Origin of the sequence: Domibacillus sp. DTU_2020_1001157_1_SI_ALB_TIR_016 (genome assembly GCF_032341995.1) — a bacterium.
Classification (GTDB): Bacteria; Bacillota; Bacilli; order Bacillales; family Domibacillaceae; genus Domibacillus; species Domibacillus indicus_A.
This window is the reverse complement of sequence record NZ_CP135438.1, coordinates 760,449-779,063: the sequence shown is the minus strand read 5'-3', so window position 1 is coordinate 779,063 and position 18,615 is coordinate 760,449. Positions and strand designations below refer to the sequence as shown.

Annotated in this window: 21 protein-coding genes and 1 pseudogene; 2 read left to right on the top strand and 20 right to left on the bottom strand. The window is 42.3% G+C overall.

Annotated elements, in window-relative coordinates; translation table 11 throughout:
- Nucleotide 1 precedes the first annotated feature (1 nt).
- The 16 genes from gvpT to RRU94_RS03705 all read right to left on the bottom strand — a co-directional run bounded on the left by gvpT (nucleotide 2) and on the right by RRU94_RS03705 (nucleotide 10,887).
- Nucleotides 2–1,822, bottom strand: coding sequence for a GvpT/GvpP family gas vesicle accessory protein (gvpT, locus tag RRU94_RS03780; RefSeq protein WP_315691859.1), 1,821 nt, complete (start codon nucleotides 1,820–1,822; stop codon nucleotides 2–4).
- A gap of 15 nt (nucleotides 1,823–1,837) precedes the next feature.
- Complete coding sequence (gene gvpJ / locus RRU94_RS03775; protein ID WP_251273905.1) at nucleotides 1,838–2,170, bottom strand: gas vesicle protein; 333 nt, start codon at nucleotides 2,168–2,170, stop codon at nucleotides 1,838–1,840.
- 24 nt (nucleotides 2,171–2,194) lie between these two features.
- Nucleotides 2,195–2,479, bottom strand: coding sequence for a gas vesicle protein K (locus tag RRU94_RS03770; protein ID WP_050183853.1), 285 nt, complete (start codon nucleotides 2,477–2,479; stop codon nucleotides 2,195–2,197).
- The gene (locus RRU94_RS03765; protein WP_251273910.1) at nucleotides 2,445–2,720 is read right to left on the bottom strand and encodes a gas vesicle protein; all 276 of its coding nucleotides are present in this window, start codon (nucleotides 2,718–2,720) and stop codon (nucleotides 2,445–2,447) included. Before RRU94_RS03765 ends, RRU94_RS03770 begins: the two co-directional genes overlap by 35 nt.
- 15 nt (nucleotides 2,721–2,735) lie before the next feature.
- Nucleotides 2,736–3,542, bottom strand: coding sequence for a GvpL/GvpF family gas vesicle protein (locus RRU94_RS03760; RefSeq protein WP_315691858.1), 807 nt, complete (start codon nucleotides 3,540–3,542; stop codon nucleotides 2,736–2,738).
- Between the two features lie 13 nt (nucleotides 3,543–3,555).
- A complete protein-coding gene (locus RRU94_RS03755; RefSeq protein ID WP_251273914.1) occupies nucleotides 3,556–3,810 on the bottom strand; it encodes a gas vesicle protein GvpG in 255 nt (84 codons plus the stop codon).
- Nucleotides 3,810–4,577 carry a GvpL/GvpF family gas vesicle protein gene (locus RRU94_RS03750; RefSeq protein ID WP_315691857.1) on the bottom strand — a complete coding sequence of 256 codons (768 nt, stop codon included), beginning with the start codon at nucleotides 4,575–4,577 and terminating at the stop codon, nucleotides 3,810–3,812. The genes RRU94_RS03755 and RRU94_RS03750 overlap by 1 nt, the downstream gene beginning before the upstream one ends.
- 14 nt (nucleotides 4,578–4,591) lie before the next feature.
- Nucleotides 4,592–5,512: a gas vesicle protein GvpN gene (gene gvpN / locus RRU94_RS03745; protein ID WP_315691856.1), complete on the bottom strand. Its 921-nt coding sequence runs from the start codon at nucleotides 5,510–5,512 to the stop codon at nucleotides 4,592–4,594.
- A 24-nt stretch (nucleotides 5,513–5,536) separates the two neighbouring features.
- The gene (gene gvpO, locus RRU94_RS03740; protein ID WP_242234395.1) at nucleotides 5,537–5,800 is read right to left on the bottom strand and encodes a gas vesicle protein GvpO; all 264 of its coding nucleotides are present in this window, start codon (nucleotides 5,798–5,800) and stop codon (nucleotides 5,537–5,539) included.
- A gap of 62 nt (nucleotides 5,801–5,862) precedes the next feature.
- Nucleotides 5,863–6,123: a gas vesicle protein GvpJ gene (gvpJ, locus tag RRU94_RS03735; protein ID WP_242234394.1), complete on the bottom strand. Its 261-nt coding sequence runs from the start codon at nucleotides 6,121–6,123 to the stop codon at nucleotides 5,863–5,865.
- A 26-nt stretch (nucleotides 6,124–6,149) separates the two neighbouring features.
- The gene (locus RRU94_RS03730) at nucleotides 6,150–6,551 is read right to left on the bottom strand and encodes a gas vesicle protein GvpQ (protein ID WP_315691855.1); all 402 of its coding nucleotides are present in this window, start codon (nucleotides 6,549–6,551) and stop codon (nucleotides 6,150–6,152) included.
- Nucleotides 6,552–6,588: 37 nt separating this feature from the next.
- Nucleotides 6,589–7,131: a GvpT/GvpP family gas vesicle accessory protein gene (locus tag RRU94_RS03725; RefSeq protein WP_315691854.1), complete on the bottom strand. Its 543-nt coding sequence runs from the start codon at nucleotides 7,129–7,131 to the stop codon at nucleotides 6,589–6,591.
- Nucleotides 7,132–7,180: 49 nt separating this feature from the next.
- Complete coding sequence (gvpJ, locus tag RRU94_RS03720; RefSeq protein ID WP_251273927.1) at nucleotides 7,181–7,441, bottom strand: gas vesicle protein GvpJ; 261 nt, start codon at nucleotides 7,439–7,441, stop codon at nucleotides 7,181–7,183.
- 377 nt (nucleotides 7,442–7,818) lie between these two features.
- Nucleotides 7,819–8,832 carry a FecCD family ABC transporter permease gene (locus tag RRU94_RS03715; RefSeq protein ID WP_315691853.1) on the bottom strand — a complete coding sequence of 338 codons (1,014 nt, stop codon included), beginning with the start codon at nucleotides 8,830–8,832 and terminating at the stop codon, nucleotides 7,819–7,821.
- Entirely contained in the window at nucleotides 8,829–9,833 is a 1,005-nt protein-coding gene (locus RRU94_RS03710) for a FecCD family ABC transporter permease (protein ID WP_315691852.1), read from the bottom strand. Before RRU94_RS03710 ends, RRU94_RS03715 begins: the two co-directional genes overlap by 4 nt.
- 76 nt (nucleotides 9,834–9,909) lie before the next feature.
- Complete coding sequence (locus tag RRU94_RS03705; RefSeq protein ID WP_315691851.1) at nucleotides 9,910–10,887, bottom strand: ABC transporter substrate-binding protein; 978 nt, start codon at nucleotides 10,885–10,887, stop codon at nucleotides 9,910–9,912.
- Nucleotides 10,888–11,251: 364 nt separating this feature from the next.
- Between RRU94_RS03705 and RRU94_RS03700 the strand changes: the two genes are divergently transcribed.
- Nucleotides 11,252–11,800, top strand: a complete 549-nt coding sequence (locus tag RRU94_RS03700) for a ribonuclease H-like YkuK family protein (RefSeq protein ID WP_315691850.1) — start codon at nucleotides 11,252–11,254, stop codon at nucleotides 11,798–11,800.
- A gap of 177 nt (nucleotides 11,801–11,977) precedes the next feature.
- On the opposite strand, the gene RRU94_RS03695 is transcribed toward RRU94_RS03700, so the two are convergent.
- Nucleotides 11,978–13,333 carry an aspartate aminotransferase family protein gene (locus tag RRU94_RS03695; protein ID WP_315691849.1) on the bottom strand — a complete coding sequence of 452 codons (1,356 nt, stop codon included), beginning with the start codon at nucleotides 13,331–13,333 and terminating at the stop codon, nucleotides 11,978–11,980.
- Nucleotides 13,334–13,558: 225 nt separating this feature from the next.
- On the opposite strand from RRU94_RS03695, the gene RRU94_RS03690 reads away from it, so the two are divergent.
- A complete protein-coding gene (locus tag RRU94_RS03690) occupies nucleotides 13,559–15,199 on the top strand; it encodes a PucR family transcriptional regulator (protein ID WP_315691848.1) in 1,641 nt (546 codons plus the stop codon).
- A gap of 226 nt (nucleotides 15,200–15,425) precedes the next feature.
- Here RRU94_RS03690 and RRU94_RS03685 read toward each other — a convergent pair whose 3' ends face one another.
- The 3 genes and pseudogenes from RRU94_RS03685 to RRU94_RS03675 all read right to left on the bottom strand — a co-directional run.
- On the bottom strand, nucleotides 15,426–16,928 hold the full coding sequence (locus RRU94_RS03685; protein WP_315691847.1) for a sodium:solute symporter family transporter: 1,503 nt from the start codon (nucleotides 16,926–16,928) through the stop codon (nucleotides 15,426–15,428).
- Entirely contained in the window at nucleotides 16,929–17,735 is an 807-nt protein-coding gene (locus tag RRU94_RS03680; protein ID WP_315691846.1) for a carbon-nitrogen hydrolase family protein, read from the bottom strand.
- A 344-nt stretch (nucleotides 17,736–18,079) separates the two neighbouring features.
- Nucleotides 18,080–18,448, bottom strand: a pseudogene (locus tag RRU94_RS03675) (biotin/lipoyl-containing protein); the annotation flags it as partial.
- Nucleotides 18,449–18,615: the final 167 nt, after the last annotated feature.

The window sequence follows — 18,615 nt, the reverse complement described above, 5'->3', positions numbered from 1 at the left end:
ATTACGTCTCCTTTCTCATCTCATTTAAAAGAAGATACGTATCTTCTACTTTTTCCTCTACTTTTTCATTGGAAAGAACATTATAATAGGTTGCTTTCTTTTCGTTGTCAGAATCAATGGAGAATGATGCTGCTTCCTTGCTATTTTGCTTCTTTGATTGATCAGCTTTTTCGTTGTTACTATTCTCATTATTGTTTTTTTCATCTTTTTCCATATCATTCTTTTTTACATCATTACTGCTCTCATTCTTTTCTTTATCTTTTTGATCCTGTTTTGGCGTTTCATTTTCATTATCATTCTCCTGCTTTTCTTCCTGACCTTCTGTTTTGCTATCCTTTTCCTGGTCTTGGTCCTTAGATGGATCTTTTACTTTTTCTTTTCCTCCTTCATTCTCATTCTTCTCATCAAGTTCCTCGTTTTCTTTCTGATTCTCATCTGAATTCGGCTTTTCTCCGCTATCTACTTGATTTTTTTCAGCGTCTTGAGAATCTTCTTTTTTATCTTCATCCTTCTGTTTATCTTGTTCTGCCTCTTCACTTTTCTCTTCATTCTCGTCCTTGTCATTGTCATCGCTTTTCTCTTGATCTTCTTCTAGAGTCTGCGTTTCTTCGTCATTTATTTGACTTTTTTTTTCAGCGTCCTCAGAACTTTCCTCATTTTCTTTCTGATCCTGCTCTTGCGTTTGAACTTCTTCATCATTTTTTTTGTTATCCGACTCATTGTCGTTTTGGTTAGAATCTGCTGCTTGGTCCTTATCTTTTTCTCCAAGCATTTTTGTGAGCATTTCTTCTATTTTCCCTAGACGGTCCTGCAGCTTTTCATTTTCTTCCTTCAATGCCTCATATTCTTTGTTCGTTGATTTTTCGCCTGACTCTGATGGTTCCTCTTTATTGTTTTCCTCAGATTCTTCCGATTTTAATTGTACCTTTTCATCATTCTTTTCATTACCGTCTGGTTGAGCTGATTGTTCTTCGCCAGGCTCTTTATCTTTTGATTCGGGTTGTGCTGTATCATCATTCTCTTTGTTTCCTAGTTGCTCTTTCGATTCTTTTTTATTTTCTTCGCCTGCTTGCTCTGTCTTCGGTTCCTTTTTATTTTCTTGATCGTCCTGCTGAGCTTTTGATTCTTCCCTATCCTCTTCGTTTTCTCCTTGAGATTGGCTGTCTTCATTATTTAAAGGCTCTTGCAAATACGATGATGAGGCTCTGTCGTTATCCGACTCTTTCGATTTTGGCTGCTCACTTTTACTGCTTTCCTGTTTTGATAAATCTTCTTTTTCATTCTTTACTTCATTTGATTCAGCAGCATCACTTGAATCACCTTTATCTTGCGTTTTGTCCCCTTCCTGGCCGTTTTTTGTTTCTATAAATTTTGTCAGCATTTCTTCTAGTCGGTCTAACCGATCATTGAAATCGCTGCTTTCTTGATTTGATGTTTGCTCATTTTTGCCAGTGGACTTATGATCTGTCTCTAGGGTAAGGCTTGTCTCATTTCCACTGTTCTTTTGTCCTTCATCATTCGCATACCCTTCTACTGACACATCTTCTTTTTTGTCCAGCACCTTTCCAGCTGAATGTTTAATTGAAGCCACTGCTTTCTTTGACTTTTCTTTCATTGTCTGGCCGAAGCCGGAGCCTGTGCTCTTTAACTTATCCCGACTTGCATTTTCCAGCAGTTTCTTTCCATTCTCAGGCGTAGCCATATAACCGACGGCGGCGCCAATTAATCCTCCTGCAAGGGAACGTCTAAGGGAACTGCTATTTGGGCTGTTCTCGTTTTTTGTTTCCTGGGTCTGCTTTTCCATTTCTTTCGCTTTTTCCATGATAGAACCTCCTGCTTAGTAGTTGAATTCTTTAGCATCAATGCGATTTGTAGATATCTTCTTTTCCAGAGATTCGAGCCTCTCATGAAGTCTTTTATTTTCTTCTTCAAGCGCTTTCGTATGATGATCGGCTGCTTTGGATGTCAAATACGGATCGGTTTCCCACCAGTCCATGCCGATTTCTTTTGCTTTATCAACAGAAGCGACAATCAGGCGTATTTTGATAGTTAACAACTCAACATCCGCAATACCGACCGTAATATCTCCCGCGATTACAACACCTTTATCTAATATTTTTTCCAATACATCCACGATCGTACTGGACTGCATGGAATGTTCGACTGCCATGTATAGTCCTCCTCGGCATTTTAATTAAAGTAAACTTCCTAAAGGACCAAGATCGATATTTAAATCATCTGCATCCAAGCCGAAAATTTCTTTTAATTCTTCCATTTTTTCTTCCAGGTTCATCAGGGCTTCGCCTAAATTTTCGATTTGCTCATCCGTCAGCGTGCCGCCTTCTACCCTTCTAATCGCATGCCTTTCTACAATTTGTCTTAGCAGCTCAATAACCGTTAACACTAGCTGCGCTAACCCATGCTCTGCATTATCAGGGTCTAAGTTAATTTTTCCATTTGTCTGGCTGGCCGGTTGCATGAGTGAGATCCTCCCTCTGTTTATCAAATTGTACGGAAGAGATGGTTTTGCCGTTTTCCTGCTGAGCTTGAACAAGCGATTCTACCGAAGCAATAAGTACTCTTAAATCCAGATAAACCAAGTCAACTCCTGCTATGGAGATGACTAAATCTGCTTTTATCGCCACTCCCTTGTCCAGGATGACATCCAAAATATCAATTAAAGCAATATCCTTGTTCTCGATCGATTCCTTTAGTGACATTGTTCTCTTCCTTCTTTATGAAAAGCTTGAAAAGTGATAGGCCGGCCAGGGCCCAGATGCTTGAAACTGCCAGCCTTTTTCCTTCATATCCTTTTCATATTGTTGAATTTGTTTTAAAAAATCTTCGACTTTCGATTTGGAAATGAGGTATACACCATTCCATGTCATCTCCTCCTGCCTTCCAGTCACTTCACTGCTCCACGTTCTTTTTACGTTTCCTCGAACGGCAAACTCACTTAAGCGGGAATGAATGTGTTCACTTACTTTGTTTTTTTCTTCTTCGAGCTCGGACGCAATGACCTTGTCCAATTTTTTCTTTTCAAAAAATTGCTTTCCTCTTGGCAATTGACTGATTTCCGCTCTTTTTGCTTCTATAGTTGGGTTATTCTCGCTTACTTCCTTTTTTAATTGTTCGTCTTCACAATAAATTTTTACATTCCATTCTTCTTTTCCAGTGATAAAAGCAAACGTATCGAGCATTTTGCCTTCGTTTGACTGAACAGCCGCTTTCAAGCTGTCTTCGTTTTTGTACAATGTACAAAACTTCAATGGAATTAAGGTATATATTTTTGCGAGCTTCATAACTGTTTCATGATGGTGGAAGGCTTTTTCCTGAAGCCATTCCATATCATTATTAATCCGGTCTTTAATGATTTCTTCTGCGTACTCTTTAGCGTCTAAACTGCACACAATAGCCGTCAGCTTTCCTATCGGAACGGTATATAAATCTTCTGTATGATCAAAACCTTTCAAAGACGGAAGTGGCTGGCTTGCTGCTTCCTCCGTTTGAGCCAATCCATACAAATAAATTAGACGATCCATGTTCTTACTGCCCTCATTTCTTCTTTGTCATCTGCTCCCATTGTTCCATTTCCATTCGTTTGGCCATTTCATACCGTATAATCAGTTCTTCTTCTTTCGCTTTGTAAGCTTCTTCTGGAATTTCTCCAAGCTCGTACATCATCTGGAGCTGAATGAGCTTTTGCTGAATGGTAGGCAAGTCGTACAGCTCTTTATCTGCTTCTTCTTTTACCTTTTCTCCAATTTTGATAACAAGGTTGATCGGCGCAGAAATCAGCTTGTGCAGCATTAGGCATCCTCAACTTTTAATCTAATGTTGACGAAGTTATAAGCCGGCCACGGACCGCTGTAGTTGAATTCGACTCGATCCTCCCATTGCTCGTGCAGCTCATTTACTTTCTGGTCAAATGCTGCTTCTTTCTCACGATCTACTAGAAACGCTGCATTTAAGAGCATCTTCTCCCCGATCGGATCATTCACTTTTGACGCTTCTGCCAGCTCCTTTAAAGGATGGAAGATATCCCGTTCTGTCTCTTTTTGCAAAGATGTCACGAGTTTTTGGGCAGCTCCCCCTAGCTGAATTCGTTCATAGTAGCTGGCTGCTTCTGATTTCCCTTTTACTGCCTGCGCCATTTTTTCTATGCTGGCATCCTCGCTTACTTTTGATTCAAGCCATTCTTTTTTGCCAATGACTTTCAAACCAAGTTCCACCTTTCCCTTTATTTCCGGGAAAAGCTTTTCAAATTGCGGATATAAATTTTCCAAAAGCACGGCTACGTCTTCTTTTGAATGAAAGACATTTCCGAAACTAACCGGTATCACCGTGTCATTTTTCTTCATCACAAGAGAAACCGCCTGCTGGTGCATCATCAAGTTATCTTTGTTCGGATGGTAAATTTTCATCGGTACCTCCGCAGCCACCATGGCTGCGTCTTTATACCGGATGGTGAACAGCTCTCGTTTTTCTTCTTCCATCTCTATTTCACCAAAGCTTTCATCGGCTTCCATTTGAATTCCGCAAAAAATATAAATCCCCATTGATTCTTCCTGGCTCATTGTAAAACGCTCCTTTATCCCTCAGTAACTTTCATATTGTGACACGCTTTTATCACTAATTCTTCTGCTGCTTTCATTGGGTTATCTGATTTGATGCACCGGCTCATTTGATGCGCTAATACGTCGAGACATAAACGCTGAAAAGCAGTGTTTGACCCGTCTACTGGAATCTCTTCTTCCGCCGCTACCTTGGCAATCATTAATGAAGCGCGCAGGCTTGGTCCGTTGTCCGCTTCGCATTCTTCGCGTAACTGGGCAACAAGAGCGGTAATGGCTGCCGCCTTCTCCTGAGCGATATCTAACTTTTCCGAAATGATGGCTGCTTCTTGATCGTGTTCTTTATGGTCAATAAAAATCGTAATCAGGCGATCAAGCAGTGCTTCTTGTGTTTGATAGACTCCTGCATATTCCTCAGGATTGCTGGTGAAAATGACGGCAAAATCAGGATGAACCCGAACAAACGGTTCTGTTAATTTCGTTCCGTACAAAGGAAGGATTCCTTCTTCTAAAATAGACAAAAAGATATTGTTAGTGGCTGGCTTTGAACGGGTAAACTCATCGTAAACAAGGGTGTAGCCATTCTTTACTGCTTCCAGCAGCCGCCCGTCCCTCCAGGTTTCTGTTACACTTTCGTCTCTTTTGTATACAGAACGAACGTAATTATCGACTACTTTTTTACTCGTATAGCCAGTAAAGTCACCAATCAAATCTTTATTGTTTAATTCATGGTTGCCATGGATCAGCATGACGGGTTTTTTTCTTTTCTTTGCCAGAGCGAGCGCCAGCGAGGTTTTTCCAGTTCCAGACGGGCCTGTTAAGTGAATAGGGTAGCCCGCTTTTAAATATTGCAGCGAGCGGGAAAGCAAGTCTTCTGTCTCTGGATCATGAACAATCTCTTTTGAATTTTTATTGATCTTGTTTTTTAAGACGGTCACTCTTTTTCCTCCTACTCCCGCGTCCTATGCTTCATAATTAATTGAACTTCTATAACGAATATCTCGTCGTTTATAAGAAGTGACTTCCTTCTCTTCACTTAAAAAAACCTCGTATACACCGATCATTTCGTCTTTTGCATACTTTTTCATATATTCTTTTTCTTCAATCACTTCCACGGTCAGCTGCCAGCCATTATCATTTTTTTCTACGGAAGTAATTTTGTGAACTGGAGCTACGAATTCGTTAAAGAACTCTGTAACATTCCCAATAATTTGTTTAATTTCCATTATGTCCTCCTGCTAAAGAATGACAGGCCAGGGCTTCCTGTACCCTGGCTCTGCTTTCTTTATTAAATGCTAAACCGTGCATTTCTTTCATTTGACTGAGCAAGCAGTCCATTTTCTTCAACGTTATCTCCAAGCAATCCGACAGCCTCTGCATAACGCAGCCATGTATCGACACTGGCAATGACCACCCGGGCTTCCACCGTTAAAATTTCAATTCCGACTACCGATACCCTTACAAAAGCATCGATGACAATCCCTTTATCTAAAATCCGGTCAATAACCTCTGCTAAACTGGAACTATCTGTACTTTTTTGAACAGCCATAATTGCTTTCTCCTTTCGTGATGATATTAAGAACCGATTGTTTTAATATCATTGTAAGATTTTATGTTTTTCGCACGTTTGATTTTAGTAGCACTCTTAATATCCTTGGATGTTTTAATGTCACTGATTCCTTTAATATGCTTGACGCCTTTTACTTTCCGGTCGTCGTCTTTTTTAGTGGCTGAAGATATTCTCTTTTGAAACTCTTGTCCAGCCTCTACTGCTTTCCCCAGCTTTTCACGGGCTGACAGCAGGACCTCCTGGACTTTTTCTTCTGCCTCTCCTGCTTTTTCATGGATATTTCCTTTGAATTTCTCTTTTGCTTTGTCGACGATGACTTCTTTCACTTTCTCTTTCACTGGCTCCGGAGCGTGTTTCATCGCGCTTTTTGCCACTTTACCAGCCGCTTTTTTCACGCGCTTGTCCATCTCATCACCCCCTCCGGATTTCCTTTATGAGAACTTCTTATTTCTTAGTGGCGGCCAGGTCATTCAGCATTTTTTCCATTTTTTGAAGACGCTCATTAAGCTCTTTGTTTTCTTCTTTGATTTTTTCATACGCTGGAGACTGGGTTTCCTTTTCTGAACTGCCTGTTCCTTTGTTGTCCCCACTTTCTTTTAAAGGAGATAGCAGCTTTCCATCAATTTTGCTGATATATCCTTCAGCTAATTGTCTGATGCTGTTTTGTGCCTGGCCGGCCAGGAGTTCCTGTGCGGTTTTCTTAAATTCCTTTTCCGCTACCTTTACAAATTCAGACTCACCTAAATTTTTCATTAGTTTTTTGCCGGTATCCGGATTGGCGAGCAGTCCTATTCCGGCCCCTACTACGCCGCCCAGTATAGCCAGATTGATCGAATAGTTAGGGCTGTCTTTTGTTTCTGCCGACTGCTTTTCATCCTTCGTCTGGCTACTTTCTTCCTGGTTTACCTCTTCTTTTTGCGTACTGTTTTCGGCTGCTTCCGGGTTTTGATTTCCTTCTTGTTTTTCATTGACTTCTTGGGTATTCATCCTCTTAACCTCTTCTCTTGATAGATTTCTTTTATGGCTTTTTTATACTTTAGTAACTTAACCGTGATGTCTGAGATTGGTTTTGATATGCAAGGCTTTCCGTTTCAGCTTCATCACTTAATAACCCAACCGCTTCTGCGTATCTTAGCCATGTATCCACACTGGCAATAACGACTCTGGCTTCGACTGTAAGAATTTCTATACCTACGAGTGATACTCTTACAAAAGCATCAATAACAATTCCTTTGTCGAGAATTCGGTCAATGACTTCTGCCAGACTTGAACTATCTGTGCTTTTTTGAACACTCATAATTTGTCTCCTCTCTGCTTTTGACATATTGGGAGGTTGTTGAGCTATTTTATTTTTAGGTTTAGTCTGTACATACCTTTCCTCTCCATGAGTAAACATGGTTTTTATAGGAATTAGGAACTGTTTTATTAAATTCATTAAATATTTGTATTTAATGGATATATTATGAAAAATATAATTTATGATAAATGCAATAACTAGCGAGGGATTTGCGTGCTTTGATCAGGTATGGTTTTGTTAAAGATATATATCTAAAAAAAGGGCCCTAAACAAACAGAGATCTGTTTGTTTAGGGCCCTTTTTACATATGTTTCTTTTTTATCACCCAATCGCCCAGGCGTAAATGGGCGATTGACGTTTTACTTTCGAGGATTTTCTTACGCCTTCTTCCCTTCACGCCGCAGCAAATAAAGAAAATAAGGGGCACCGATTACGGCTGTTACAATGCCGGCCGGTATTTCAATAGGAGGAAATAAGCCTCTTCCTAAACTGTCTGCTGCGAGCAAAAACAACGCGCCTATTAGAGCAGAAACCGGCAGCAAAAATTTATGCCGGGACCCGGTGAGCTTTCTTGCTACGTGAGGCGCGATCAATCCAATAAATCCAATTGATCCAATAGCCGCCACACACATTCCGATAATGATAACAGAGAGGCTGAGCAGCACATACCGCAGCTGCTTTGTTTTTTGCCCCAAACCCGTTGCCAGGTCCTCGCCAAGGTGTAATATATCCAGCTTTGCAGACAGCAGCCAGAGTGCAATCCCAAACGGCACGCTTGGAAGCAGCATCCAAACCTGCTCCCAGCCTCTTCCCCACAAGCTTCCTGCCAGCCATAGAAGGGTGCTGTTTACGTCATCAGGAAACTTAATCATAAAATATTCAATACCCGCCTGGAAAATAGCACCGAGCGCAATCCCGATGAGCGCCAATGTGGCTGGCTTCACACCGTTTTTATGCGCAAACAGCATTAAAGCGGCTGCGGCCGCCGCCGCTCCGAGGAAAGCCGAAACGGGCAGCCAAAAAACAGGTGATTCTGGAAACAGGACAATCACAATCACTGCAGCCAGTCCGGCCCCTTTTGTGACACCAATCACATCCGGGGACGCAAGCGGGTTTCGCAATATTCCCTGCAGAACCGCACCGGCCATCGCCAGTCCTGCTCCAGCGATCATGGCAATATACAGACGAGGCAGGCGGTACTCGTGAAGAATAAAGGCATGGCTGGAAGCGCCGGTTCCCGCTAAATCCGCTATAATATCTAGCGGTGAAATATAAACGGCCCCTACTCCAAGACTGACAGCCGATAAAAGCAGCAGCAATACCGTCAAAATGAAAAGCAATACCAGAGGGCGTCTTTTTTTATTCAATGTTGTTTGTTCGGTTAGTCTCATTGTTTAATGCCCCTTCCCTGCTTGGCTAAGTATAGGAAGAACGGAGCTCCGATCAAGGCGGTCACAATTCCAACCGGTGATTCAAACGGATACGCAATAAAGCGGGAAAGAATATCCGCATACACAACAAGAAGTGCGCCAAACAGAGCCGAAAACGGAATGATTCTTCGGTAATCCCCGCCAACGAGTTTTTTTACAATGTGAGGGACAATCAAGCCGACAAAACCGACTGGCCCTGCCACTGCAACAGATGCTCCTGCCAGCACAATCACCAGCAGTCCCGCCAGAATTCGAATTTGTGTCACTTTTTGTCCAAGGCCCTGTGCCAGGCTTTCTCCTAACACAAGAATAGAGATCGACCTGGAAAGCGCGGCAGCTAAAATCAATCCGCCAAGCGACCATGGAAGAATCAATTCTACATGCGTCCAGCTTTTTCCGTTTATTGCGCCGACCATCCAGTAGAGAGCATCCTTGCCCTGATCACTAAAAAGAACGACTCCCTGTGTTAAGGAAGACAGAAAAAAGTGAACGGCCATTCCGGCCAGTGCAAGTTTAACCGGCGTCATTCCGCCGCCTGAAGCGAAAGAGTATACAATCACGCCTCCCAAGGCTGCTCCTAAAAACGCCGCATATACGAGAGAAGCAGAAGAAAGACCCGGAAAAAGAACGAGTGACGAAACGACAAACAAGGATGCTCCGGCATTTACGCCAAACACTTGCGGAGAAGCCAGTGCATTTTTCGTAATCGCCTGCATGAGGGCTCCAGCAACAGCGAGACTGGCTCCCACGAGGATGCCAATTACCGCCCGCGGCAGGCGCAGCGTCCGAATAATCACCTGTTCTTTTGATTGATCCCAATGGATAAAAGAATGAAGAACAGTCTGCGCTTTTATATCGGCAGCGCCTACTGAAATGCTAAGAACGATGCCTATTAATAATAAAATGGTTCCAATTAAAGCGGTAAGATATGTCGTTACTTTTTGTTTTGATGCTCTGTTCATTTCGTTCCCAACACTTCCTGACAAGATTTAAACAGAAAAGGAAGCAAGGAGACGTTTCCTTACTTCCTTTTTTGTTTTATTTGTTTTCACCAAGCATTTTCAGCATATCTGCACCAATCGCTTCGGCAGAGGCAACTCCGCGGAATCTTGTCCACAAGTCACGGTCTACGTCATACACCTGTCCATTTTTAACTGCTTTTAAGTTTTTCCAGAGCGGATTGTTTTTCCATTCATCCGTAATGAGCTTGCCATCATTATTGGCTAAAAGTAAAATATCCGGATCAATTTCTACAAGCTGCTCTAAATTCATTTCAGCATAAGGCTCTTCCTGCTGGATCGCATTTTTGAATCCAAGGTGCTCAAGAAGTTCACCATCATAAGAAGAAGATGTATGTGCCTGGAATGATGTATCACGAACAACAGCAGGCAAAATCGTCGCGTTTGGATCTGCTTTCAGCTTTGCTTTTGTTTCTTCAATCGTTTTTTCATGTTCAGCCAGCCGCGTTTTGGCTTCCTCTTCTTTTCCGACCGCCTGGGCAATCGTATTAAAAGCATCCAGGTTTTCCTGGTATGTGGATTCACGGCTTTTCAGTACAATCGTTGGAGCAATTTTCTGCAAATCTTCATATACATTTTTATGGCGTTCTGCATCTGCAATAATCAAATCCGGCTGAAGAGAGCTGATCACTTCCAGGTTCGGCTGCTCACGTGTTCCTACAGATGTATAATCTGTCTCTTTCCCAACAAGCTTTGCAATCATCTCTTTCTTTTCATCGTCTGCGATCCCAGCGGCATCTATGCCAAGTGCATTCAATGAATCTACAAAGGATAATTCAAGCGCTACAACTTTCTTAGGTGTACCCTCGATTTCCGTTTCCCCCATCTCATGGGTGATCGTTTTGGTATTCCCGCTTTCTGTTTGGCCAGCGCTTTGGGCGTTTTCGGAATCTGCTGCTTTTTGTGTACTGCTGCAGCCCGCCAAGGCTAATAGAACAGCAATGGCTAAAAGCAGGCCGGCTCCTTTTACAGAACCTGTTTTCATCCACTTCAACATGGCAAATAACTTCCTCTCTGTTGCTAATATGTATGATGTTTTTCTCTTTGATAATGATTATCATTTTTACACAAAGAAGACGCAAGGTTATGTACATTGTGTTTTTTAAAAAAATTAAATCTAAGTGAATACTTTCACACAAAGTAAAAAACTGCTTGCATCCCCCTTTTTTCTTCTTTTAAGAAAAAAGGGCCTTCTTGGTTTGATTCTCTTTATTAAAAATAATTTTTTTCCCGTTTCCTGCATAAGCATTACAAAAGCCTTTTATAAAATCCAGGCTTTAATCATTAAAAAACAGGACAACCATAGTGAACCGGGCCTCGCTTCATTTGCATATATTACTATAAAGAGGAGCTGTCATGATATGAATCATTCTCTTCCTTCTTCCCATGAACCGAATTTACGATTCAGGACAATCAATCAAAAAGGACTTACCTTTGAAGATGTATTTCACCAAATTCTCTGGTTTATGAGCCAGGACCCTGGCGGAAAATACCGGCTTATGATCGGTTCTGATTCGCAGGTTCATGGAAACGAAACCGTTTTTGCCACTGTCATTGTGATTCACCGTAAAGGAAAAGGAGCATGGGCTTTTCTGCGAAAAATCCGCTATCCACGAAGATACGAAAATTTATATGAAAAAATCTCTACTGAAACATCGCTTACAGAAGAAATCGCCAGCTTATTTACTGAGGAACATAAAATGCAGATGATTGATATTGTCCTGCCTTACATTTATAAAGGCTCATCTTTCACGATAGAAGGGCATATTGATATTGGATCGGAGCAGCAAAATAAAACGAGAATCTTTATAAAAGAGATGGTTTCCAGAATGCAGTCTGCAGGGCTGGAGCCAAAGATTAAGCCGGATTCGATCGCCGCATATGGAGTCGCCAATCGGCATACAAAGTAAGAGTTTTAGTTTAAGAAAGCGGAAGCACCACACCCCCTTTTTGTCCTGCTTTTTATTCTTTCCTCCCTCCCCTTTGCTTTTTCTTTTTTGTGCAGCCGCTTTTCCCCCACTCAAAAACCTCTTTCACATAAGCAAAAAACCCCTATCTTTTTTAAAAGAATAGGGGCTTAAACCGTATTATAGTTCTGTAAATACTTTTTTGAGTACAGAAATGATAAAATCTACATCCTCGTCTGTGCAGGACAGCGGCGGACTCAATGTCAGCACGTTATTGGATCCTTCTACCGTATCTCCGTTCTTGCCAATAATCAATCCTTCTTTTTTACAGGCAGCGATCAGGCTGGCAACCCGCTCAGCTGATGCAGGCTCTTTTGTTTCTTTGTTTTCAACCATCTCAATCCCAAGCAAAAACCCGAGCCCGCGAATATCACCGACATGCGGATGTTCCTTCAGCTCCGCCAGTTCTGTTTGCAGGCGGGCGCCAAGAAGTTCAGAACGCTCCACCAAGCGCTCCCGCTCAATAATCTCCAGGTTTTTCAGTGCAACGGCGCAGGCAGCCGGATTGCCGCCGAACGTATTGATATGGCGGAAGTGGCTGTTTTCCGCACTATTTTTAAATGTTTCATAAATATCTTTTCGCACAGCTGTTACCGAAAGCGGCAAATAAGCACTCGTCAGCCCTTTCGCCATGGTGATGATATCCGGCTTTATGCCGAAATGCTGGTGTCCAAAATATTTGCCGGTCCGGCCAAAGCCGCAGATCACTTCATCGATAATAAGCAGAATACCGTATTTACGGCAGATTTCCTGTACCTTTTCCATGTAAACTGGGTGCGGTGTTAAAATGCCTCCGCCTGTAATAAGCGGTTCCATAATAATACCTGCAATCGTTTCTTTCTGCTCCCAAATGATTTTTTGCTCAAATTCTTCTGCCCGCATGATATTATAGTCTTCAACAGACATCCCGGCTGGCCGGCGGTAAGAATCCGGCGGCGAAACATGCAAAAAGCCAGGTGCAAGCGGTTCATATTTAAATTTGCGGAGCGCCTGTCCTGTAGCGGACAGGGCACCCATTGAACTGCCGTGATAAGCCCGGTGCCGTGATAAGAATTTAAACCGGGACGGCTCTCCATTTTGCTGATGAAACTGGCGGGCAAGCTTAAACGCTACTTCATTTGCATCAGAACCGCTGTTGGAGTAAAAAATCATATACCCTCCGCCCAGCAGCTCATTCAGCTTTTCGGCCAGTTCAATAGCTGGAACATGACTTTGTGTCATGGGTACATACGCCATTTCTAGCATTTGGTCATATGCGGCTTTCGCCAGCTCTTCTCTGCCATAACCAACATTGACGCACCAAAGCCCTGACATCCCATCTAAATAACGGTCCCCCTGGTGATCTGTAATCCAGGCACCCTGACCGCTTTGAATGACCATAGGCGGTTTTTCTTCAATATAAGGAGAAATATGATGCCAAACATTCGCCCGGTCTTTTCCAATCAGTGACGATACATCTGTTTTTGCTGTTTTCATGTTTATCGCTCCTTTATCTTGATACCGCCAGAAAAGTTCTTTTCCGTTACATTAGACACATTGTCTCTTTGAAAAAAAAAACAGGTTGGCAGAAAATCTTACATAAATGGATGAATGCTGATTGAATTTCTGTCATACTTTAATTTACAAATTATTCGAATAATTTTCATGTGACATGGTGTAAAATGGTCGACCTACTAAAGTGGACACAATGGAGGAAGCCGTATGAAAAAAATTGAATTGACGATCGATGAAATGTTAAAACGGGAGACTTTTCGCAACGCCAGGCTCCTTGCCGGAGAAAAAGGGCTGCATCGCCCCATCAAGTGGTCCCATATTTTAGAAGTTAAAGACTTTGATATGCTCATTAATGGCGGCGAGCTGATCTTAACAACAGGCATTAGTTTTCCTGACGACATATCGACACAACTTGACTATATAAGCAGACTTATTACTAAACAAGCAGCCGGCTTATGTATTGAGTTTGGCTCTTCCGTAACCAGTCTTCCATCAGAAGTGTTAGCGTTTGCTGACCAGCATCATTTCCCGATTATTGTGTTTGAGAAAACGGTTAAGTTTGTTGATATCACCCATGACCTTCATACAATGCTCATTAACCGCCATCAACGGATGCTGTCTGATCTGGATCATTTATCGAGCCGGTTTATGCGCATTTCCCTGGCACCGAATGGCATCTTTAAAATCCTGCAGGAGATGTATGGTTATTTCCAGCAGCCGGTTTTCTTTCTTTCTGAAGGAAGCAAATCCTTTTACTGCCCGGCTGATACGAAAAACCAGGAATCCGTTCTGCGAGCGATGCTGTACAGCGAGCAGCCGGATGGACTGTCTGGCCGTCTTCTTACCATAAACGGAACAGTGCATGCGGTAAAGCCGGTTCAAGTGTTTGAGCAGGTTCGGGGGTATCTTTGCCTGCAAATCAGCGATTCTTTTTATGATGATTTTTTCCTGCTCGTTCTTGATCGTGCCGGACTGGCTGTTTCACAAATTTTGCTTCGCACGCAAACACTTGAGGAACGAAAACAGCATGCAGAAGATGAGCTTGTGCGCAGTCTTTTACATGGTAAAGACGTTCGGGCTGAACATTTAAGCACATATGTATCGACAGCGGTTCATCAAATGCATTATCGTGTATGTGTCATTCACCTGGATGCCAGCCAGTCCAATAAAACAGATTGGGAAGAATGGAAACTTCAGCAGACAATGCAAATCCGCTCTTTGTTTCAAAAGCATGGATGTATACCCGCTCTTTCCACAAGTAATCATGAGATTGCGGTGCTTGCTTTTTTTAGGCCATCTGGAACGGGCACTTATGATAAATTCAGCCGTATTACAGAAACGATCAGCCAGATGAAAGCCTTTATTTCTTCTTTTCCTGTCTCTATTGGTGTGAGCAGTGTTTTTACGCACCTTTCTAAAACGAAGGAAGCCTATGATGAATCAAAAGAAAGTCTGGAGCTGCAGCGATCCGGCATTTCCGTCAGCCCTTTTTATGAAAAGCTGGGTATTTACCGGCTGCTTTTTGCTTTGCAGAAAAGCGGACTGCTTGATCGTTATGTGCATGACTATCTTTTTCCTGTACTTGAGTATGACGCCAAAACAAATGGCAGCCTGCTGGAGACGTTAGCCGTATATTTAGAATGCGGCGGCTCCAAAAAAGAAGCAGCCCAAAAATTATTTATCGTCCGCCAGACTCTTTATCACCGGCTCTCAAAATTAGAATCGCTGCTTGGTGAGAACTTTATGGAGCCTGTTAATCGGCTTGCTTTAGAAGCTGCTGTGCAAGCTTATAAGTGGCAGACCGGCCAAATGCCTGAAGATCCCTCTTTCCAGCATGATGTACTGTAAAAGCACGCCCCAGACGAATGTCCAGGGCGTTTCTTCTTATATCAAGATGTAAGTTCTTGGTTTTTCTCTGGCTGCTCGGGGTTTTTTTCGGCTACAGCCGGCCTACGAAAAAAAATATCTTTTATGCAGGCAGCGGCAATAAACAGCATGCCTGCGGCGCACCAGACAAACAAAAATCCGTAAAATAGTTTAAACACCTCAAGCGACATGTGATCCGTCTCCCCTCTTATATCTTCTGGATTTCATGCTCTGGCTCATACTCTTTCAACGGAGCAAAATCATACTGCTTTCTTGAAAACGGCAAACCGATTAATATTACAATAAATGGCAATGCAAGCGATAAGATGTTGCCGATAAACCAATTTAAATCCGGATTATCAATCATAAAGTACGCAGATAAGCCGCCAGCCAAACCGACCACCATTGAGCAAATGGCAATGGTGCTGTTTAACCTTTTTGACCAAAGTCCGATAATCAGTGAAGCGGTCGGTGCTGCAAATAAAATACCGCTGAAAATGTCAATTTTCAAAAGAGACATGCCGTCTAAGAACATAGCGGCAATACCGATAATAATACCGGCAGCAAACGTCACGAGACGGCCAAAGCGCATTTGTTTTCTTTCATCAGCTTTCTTATTGACATACCGCTTATAAAAGTCTAATGTCAACATCGCCTGTACACCTGCGAGCCCATTTCCTCCCGTGGTTAATCCCGCCATAAAAATCATAATAACAAAGACGACCGCACCAAAACTTCCAAGAAAATGCTCAAATATATAAGGCGCTACACCCGTTGATACACCTAAATCTTCTGGGGTTAATTGAAGGAAATAAACGCTTCCGCCAATTACATTCCCAAAAATGATCGGAATAGGCAGCCAGGCAATAATCGTTCCAATCATATATGCCCAGAACAATCCTTTTGAGCTGGATGCAGCGGCGGCAGTGGAGTAATATCCCTGGCTCAGGACAACTTGTCCCATCGCAATTACAACAGCCGATAAGCCATAGCGCCACCCAGCCGGTCCAAAAAAGTTTAAAGCATCCGGATTATGCTGTGGATGATCAGTATTCGTTACCGCATCCAGCATGCCATAATACATGTTTTCAAGTCCGACCGCTTTCACAATCAAGGGCATCGTAATAAAGATTACAATCATAATCATAAAAAATTGAAAAACGGAATTGTAAATAGAGCCTTTTAAACCAGCAATGGCAATAAAACCAGAAAATAAAATGGCGGATAAAAGAGCCACTACCTTGTAGTTTAAATGAAACGTATATTCAAATGCATACGCAATGCCGACCGCCTGCATGACACATACATACAAGACAAGAGCAATACCAAAGACTAAGTAAATATTTGCGAGCCGGCTGTCAAACCGTTCCCGAATAAATTCAATAAACGTCGTAGTCCGCGGCATAATGTTACGAAGCCGCAAAGCAATCGGAATAAAAATCATAAATGGGACAACCGCTCCCCACGCATAGTTAAAGCCTCCGTTTACACCGTACCATACACCTGCTTCTGCTGAAGCCATAATCGTTCCTGTCCAAATCCAGGCGACACAGACACTTGCAGCCACCAGGCCAAACGGAACGCTGCGCCCAGCCGTAAGCATTTCATCTACACGCTTAGAAGACTCATTCCGGCTGATGATAAGAGATATTAAAATAAGAATAACCGTAAATCCTAAAATGATTCCATACCCTGCGAAGGTACTATTCATTTATAGCCTCTCCCTTCCCGCTGCTTCCGGTATATATAAATCCGGCCGGCGGTCTTTTAAATAGAAAAAAGAGGACCTGGCTTCTTCAATCTGGGCTAAATCCAATTCCGTTATATAAAGCTGCTCATCTCCAGAGCCTTTTACAAGCAGCTTCCCAAACGGGCTGGCAGCGGCGCTTTCACCAAAAAAGTGAGTCGTTTCCTCCACACCAATTCGATTGGTTGTCGCCACGAACACTTGATTCTCAGCAGCCCGGCTTTGAATGTAAATATTTTGAAAGTGTTCAAGCGGTTTCATATTAGCTGTTGGGGCTAAAATCATTTCTGCTCCTTTATCAGCCAGGCTTCGCGCCGTTTCTGGAAATTCTGTATCGTAGCAAATCATGACGCCGATTGTGCCAAATTCCGTATTCCAAACGGGAAAAGAGCTTCCTGCTGAAAAATATTTATATTCTTCATCCCACAAATGAACTTTTTGATAAGTGCCTAACAGCACGCCGTCCTGATCAATAATGGCCGCAGAATTAAATAATTGTCCATCTTTCTTTTCTGGAAATCCAGCAATAACTATGACTCCATGCTCACGTGCTGACTGCTTTAATAGTTGAATACTTTTGCCGCCTGCTTCTTCAGCAAGCTCTGCTGTTTTCTCACGAGTAAAATAACCGGTTGTCGCCATCTCTGGAAACAATACAATGTCGCATCCCTGCTCAGATGCTTCTTTGATAAATTGAATCATTTTTTCTAAATTTGTTTCTTTTTCATATAACACCGGCTGAAATTGTGCTAACCCAATTTTCACTTTCATATAACATCCCCCTTTAAAAAAGCAACTTTTCCTGTCTGTTTTTTTGAATTCTCCAGTAACACGATGATCCTTAAAAATAACAATAAAAATATACCAAATATTCTGTCAAAATTAATTAGACACAATGTTCATACTTGAATAGAGTAGACTTAACAATGTGAAAATGGGCAAGACTCATTTTTACAGCCTTTATTTTTACTTCCGCTGGGTAGCTGACTCTTGTACCCATAAAGAAAACCACCTCCAAGCTGGCTTTTTAGGTATTTACATACCCATTTTTCAACTTAAAGGTGTTTTTATTTGTCTCACTCTATGGGGTAGTACCCCCAGAAAATCGTTGCTTTTTATTTCTCAAGCTCCACAAGAAGTTCGCCCGTAGAAATAGCTTCGCCGTTTTGTACATGGACAGCTTTGACAGTTCCATCAAATGGTGCCTGTACCGTTGTCTCCATTTTCATCGCTTCGGTAATCATGAGATGATCCCCGCGCTTCACTTTGTCTCCTTTTTCAAGGATGACTTTGATGACTGTACCCGGCATCGTCGCTACAATATGACCCTCGTTTTTCGGATCAGCTTTCATTTTCGCATTCACGGCTGATTTGATGCTCTCATCTTTAATCACCACATCACGCGGCTGGCCATTCAGCTCAAAGCTTAAAATGCGGGTTCCATCTGCCTGCGGGTGGCCGATCGAAATGAGTTTCACAACTATTCATTTTATACAAAAATACTGGCTCTCAGAAAATTCTATTGGGCCAAAGTATCGTTGTTTTCTCTTAAATATCCATATGCAATAGCTGAGTAGTTACTTTATCATCTTTGGCGAGAACACCCCACTTCAACCGTCAGGTAAGTGGGCGGTAGTTCAATTATCTAAAT

Bases quoted from the DNA above. Each gene is read 5' to 3' on its own strand.
- gvpT (WP_315691859.1), bottom strand. From the start codon at position 1,822: ATGGAAAAAGCGAAAGAAATGGAAAAGCAGACCCAGGAAACAAAAAAC.
- gvpJ (WP_251273905.1), bottom strand. From the start codon at position 2,170: ATGGCAGTCGAACATTCCATGCAGTCCAGTACGATCGTGGATGTATTG.
- RRU94_RS03770 (WP_050183853.1), bottom strand. From the start codon at position 2,479: ATGCAACCGGCCAGCCAGACAAATGGAAAAATTAACTTAGACCCTGAT.
- RRU94_RS03765 (WP_251273910.1), bottom strand. From the start codon at position 2,720: ATGTCACTAAAGGAATCGATCGAGAACAAGGATATTGCTTTAATTGAT.
- RRU94_RS03760 (WP_315691858.1), bottom strand. From the start codon at position 3,542: ATGGATCGTCTAATTTATTTGTATGGATTGGCTCAAACGGAGGAAGCA.
- RRU94_RS03755 (WP_251273914.1), bottom strand. From the start codon at position 3,810: ATGCTGCACAAGCTGATTTCTGCGCCGATCAACCTTGTTATCAAAATT.
- RRU94_RS03750 (WP_315691857.1), bottom strand. From the start codon at position 4,577: ATGAGCCAGGAAGAATCAATGGGGATTTATATTTTTTGCGGAATTCAA.
- gvpO (WP_242234395.1), bottom strand. From the start codon at position 5,800: ATGGAAATTAAACAAATTATTGGGAATGTTACAGAGTTCTTTAACGAA.
- gvpJ (WP_242234394.1), bottom strand. From the start codon at position 6,123: ATGGCTGTTCAAAAAAGTACAGATAGTTCCAGTTTAGCAGAGGTTATT.
- RRU94_RS03730 (WP_315691855.1), bottom strand. From the start codon at position 6,551: ATGGACAAGCGCGTGAAAAAAGCGGCTGGTAAAGTGGCAAAAAGCGCG.
- RRU94_RS03725 (WP_315691854.1), bottom strand. From the start codon at position 7,131: ATGAATACCCAAGAAGTCAATGAAAAACAAGAAGGAAATCAAAACCCG.
- gvpJ (WP_251273927.1), bottom strand. From the start codon at position 7,441: ATGAGTGTTCAAAAAAGCACAGATAGTTCAAGTCTGGCAGAAGTCATT.
- RRU94_RS03715 (WP_315691853.1), bottom strand. From the start codon at position 8,832: ATGAGACTAACCGAACAAACAACATTGAATAAAAAAAGACGCCCTCTG.
- RRU94_RS03710 (WP_315691852.1), bottom strand. From the start codon at position 9,833: ATGAACAGAGCATCAAAACAAAAAGTAACGACATATCTTACCGCTTTA.
- RRU94_RS03705 (WP_315691851.1), bottom strand. From the start codon at position 10,887: ATGTTGAAGTGGATGAAAACAGGTTCTGTAAAAGGAGCCGGCCTGCTT.
- RRU94_RS03700 (WP_315691850.1), top strand. From the start codon at position 11,252: ATGAATCATTCTCTTCCTTCTTCCCATGAACCGAATTTACGATTCAGG.
- RRU94_RS03695 (WP_315691849.1), bottom strand. From the start codon at position 13,333: ATGAAAACAGCAAAAACAGATGTATCGTCACTGATTGGAAAAGACCGG.
- RRU94_RS03690 (WP_315691848.1), top strand. From the start codon at position 13,559: ATGAAAAAAATTGAATTGACGATCGATGAAATGTTAAAACGGGAGACT.
- RRU94_RS03685 (WP_315691847.1), bottom strand. From the start codon at position 16,928: ATGAATAGTACCTTCGCAGGGTATGGAATCATTTTAGGATTTACGGTT.
- RRU94_RS03680 (WP_315691846.1), bottom strand. From the start codon at position 17,735: ATGAAAGTGAAAATTGGGTTAGCACAATTTCAGCCGGTGTTATATGAA.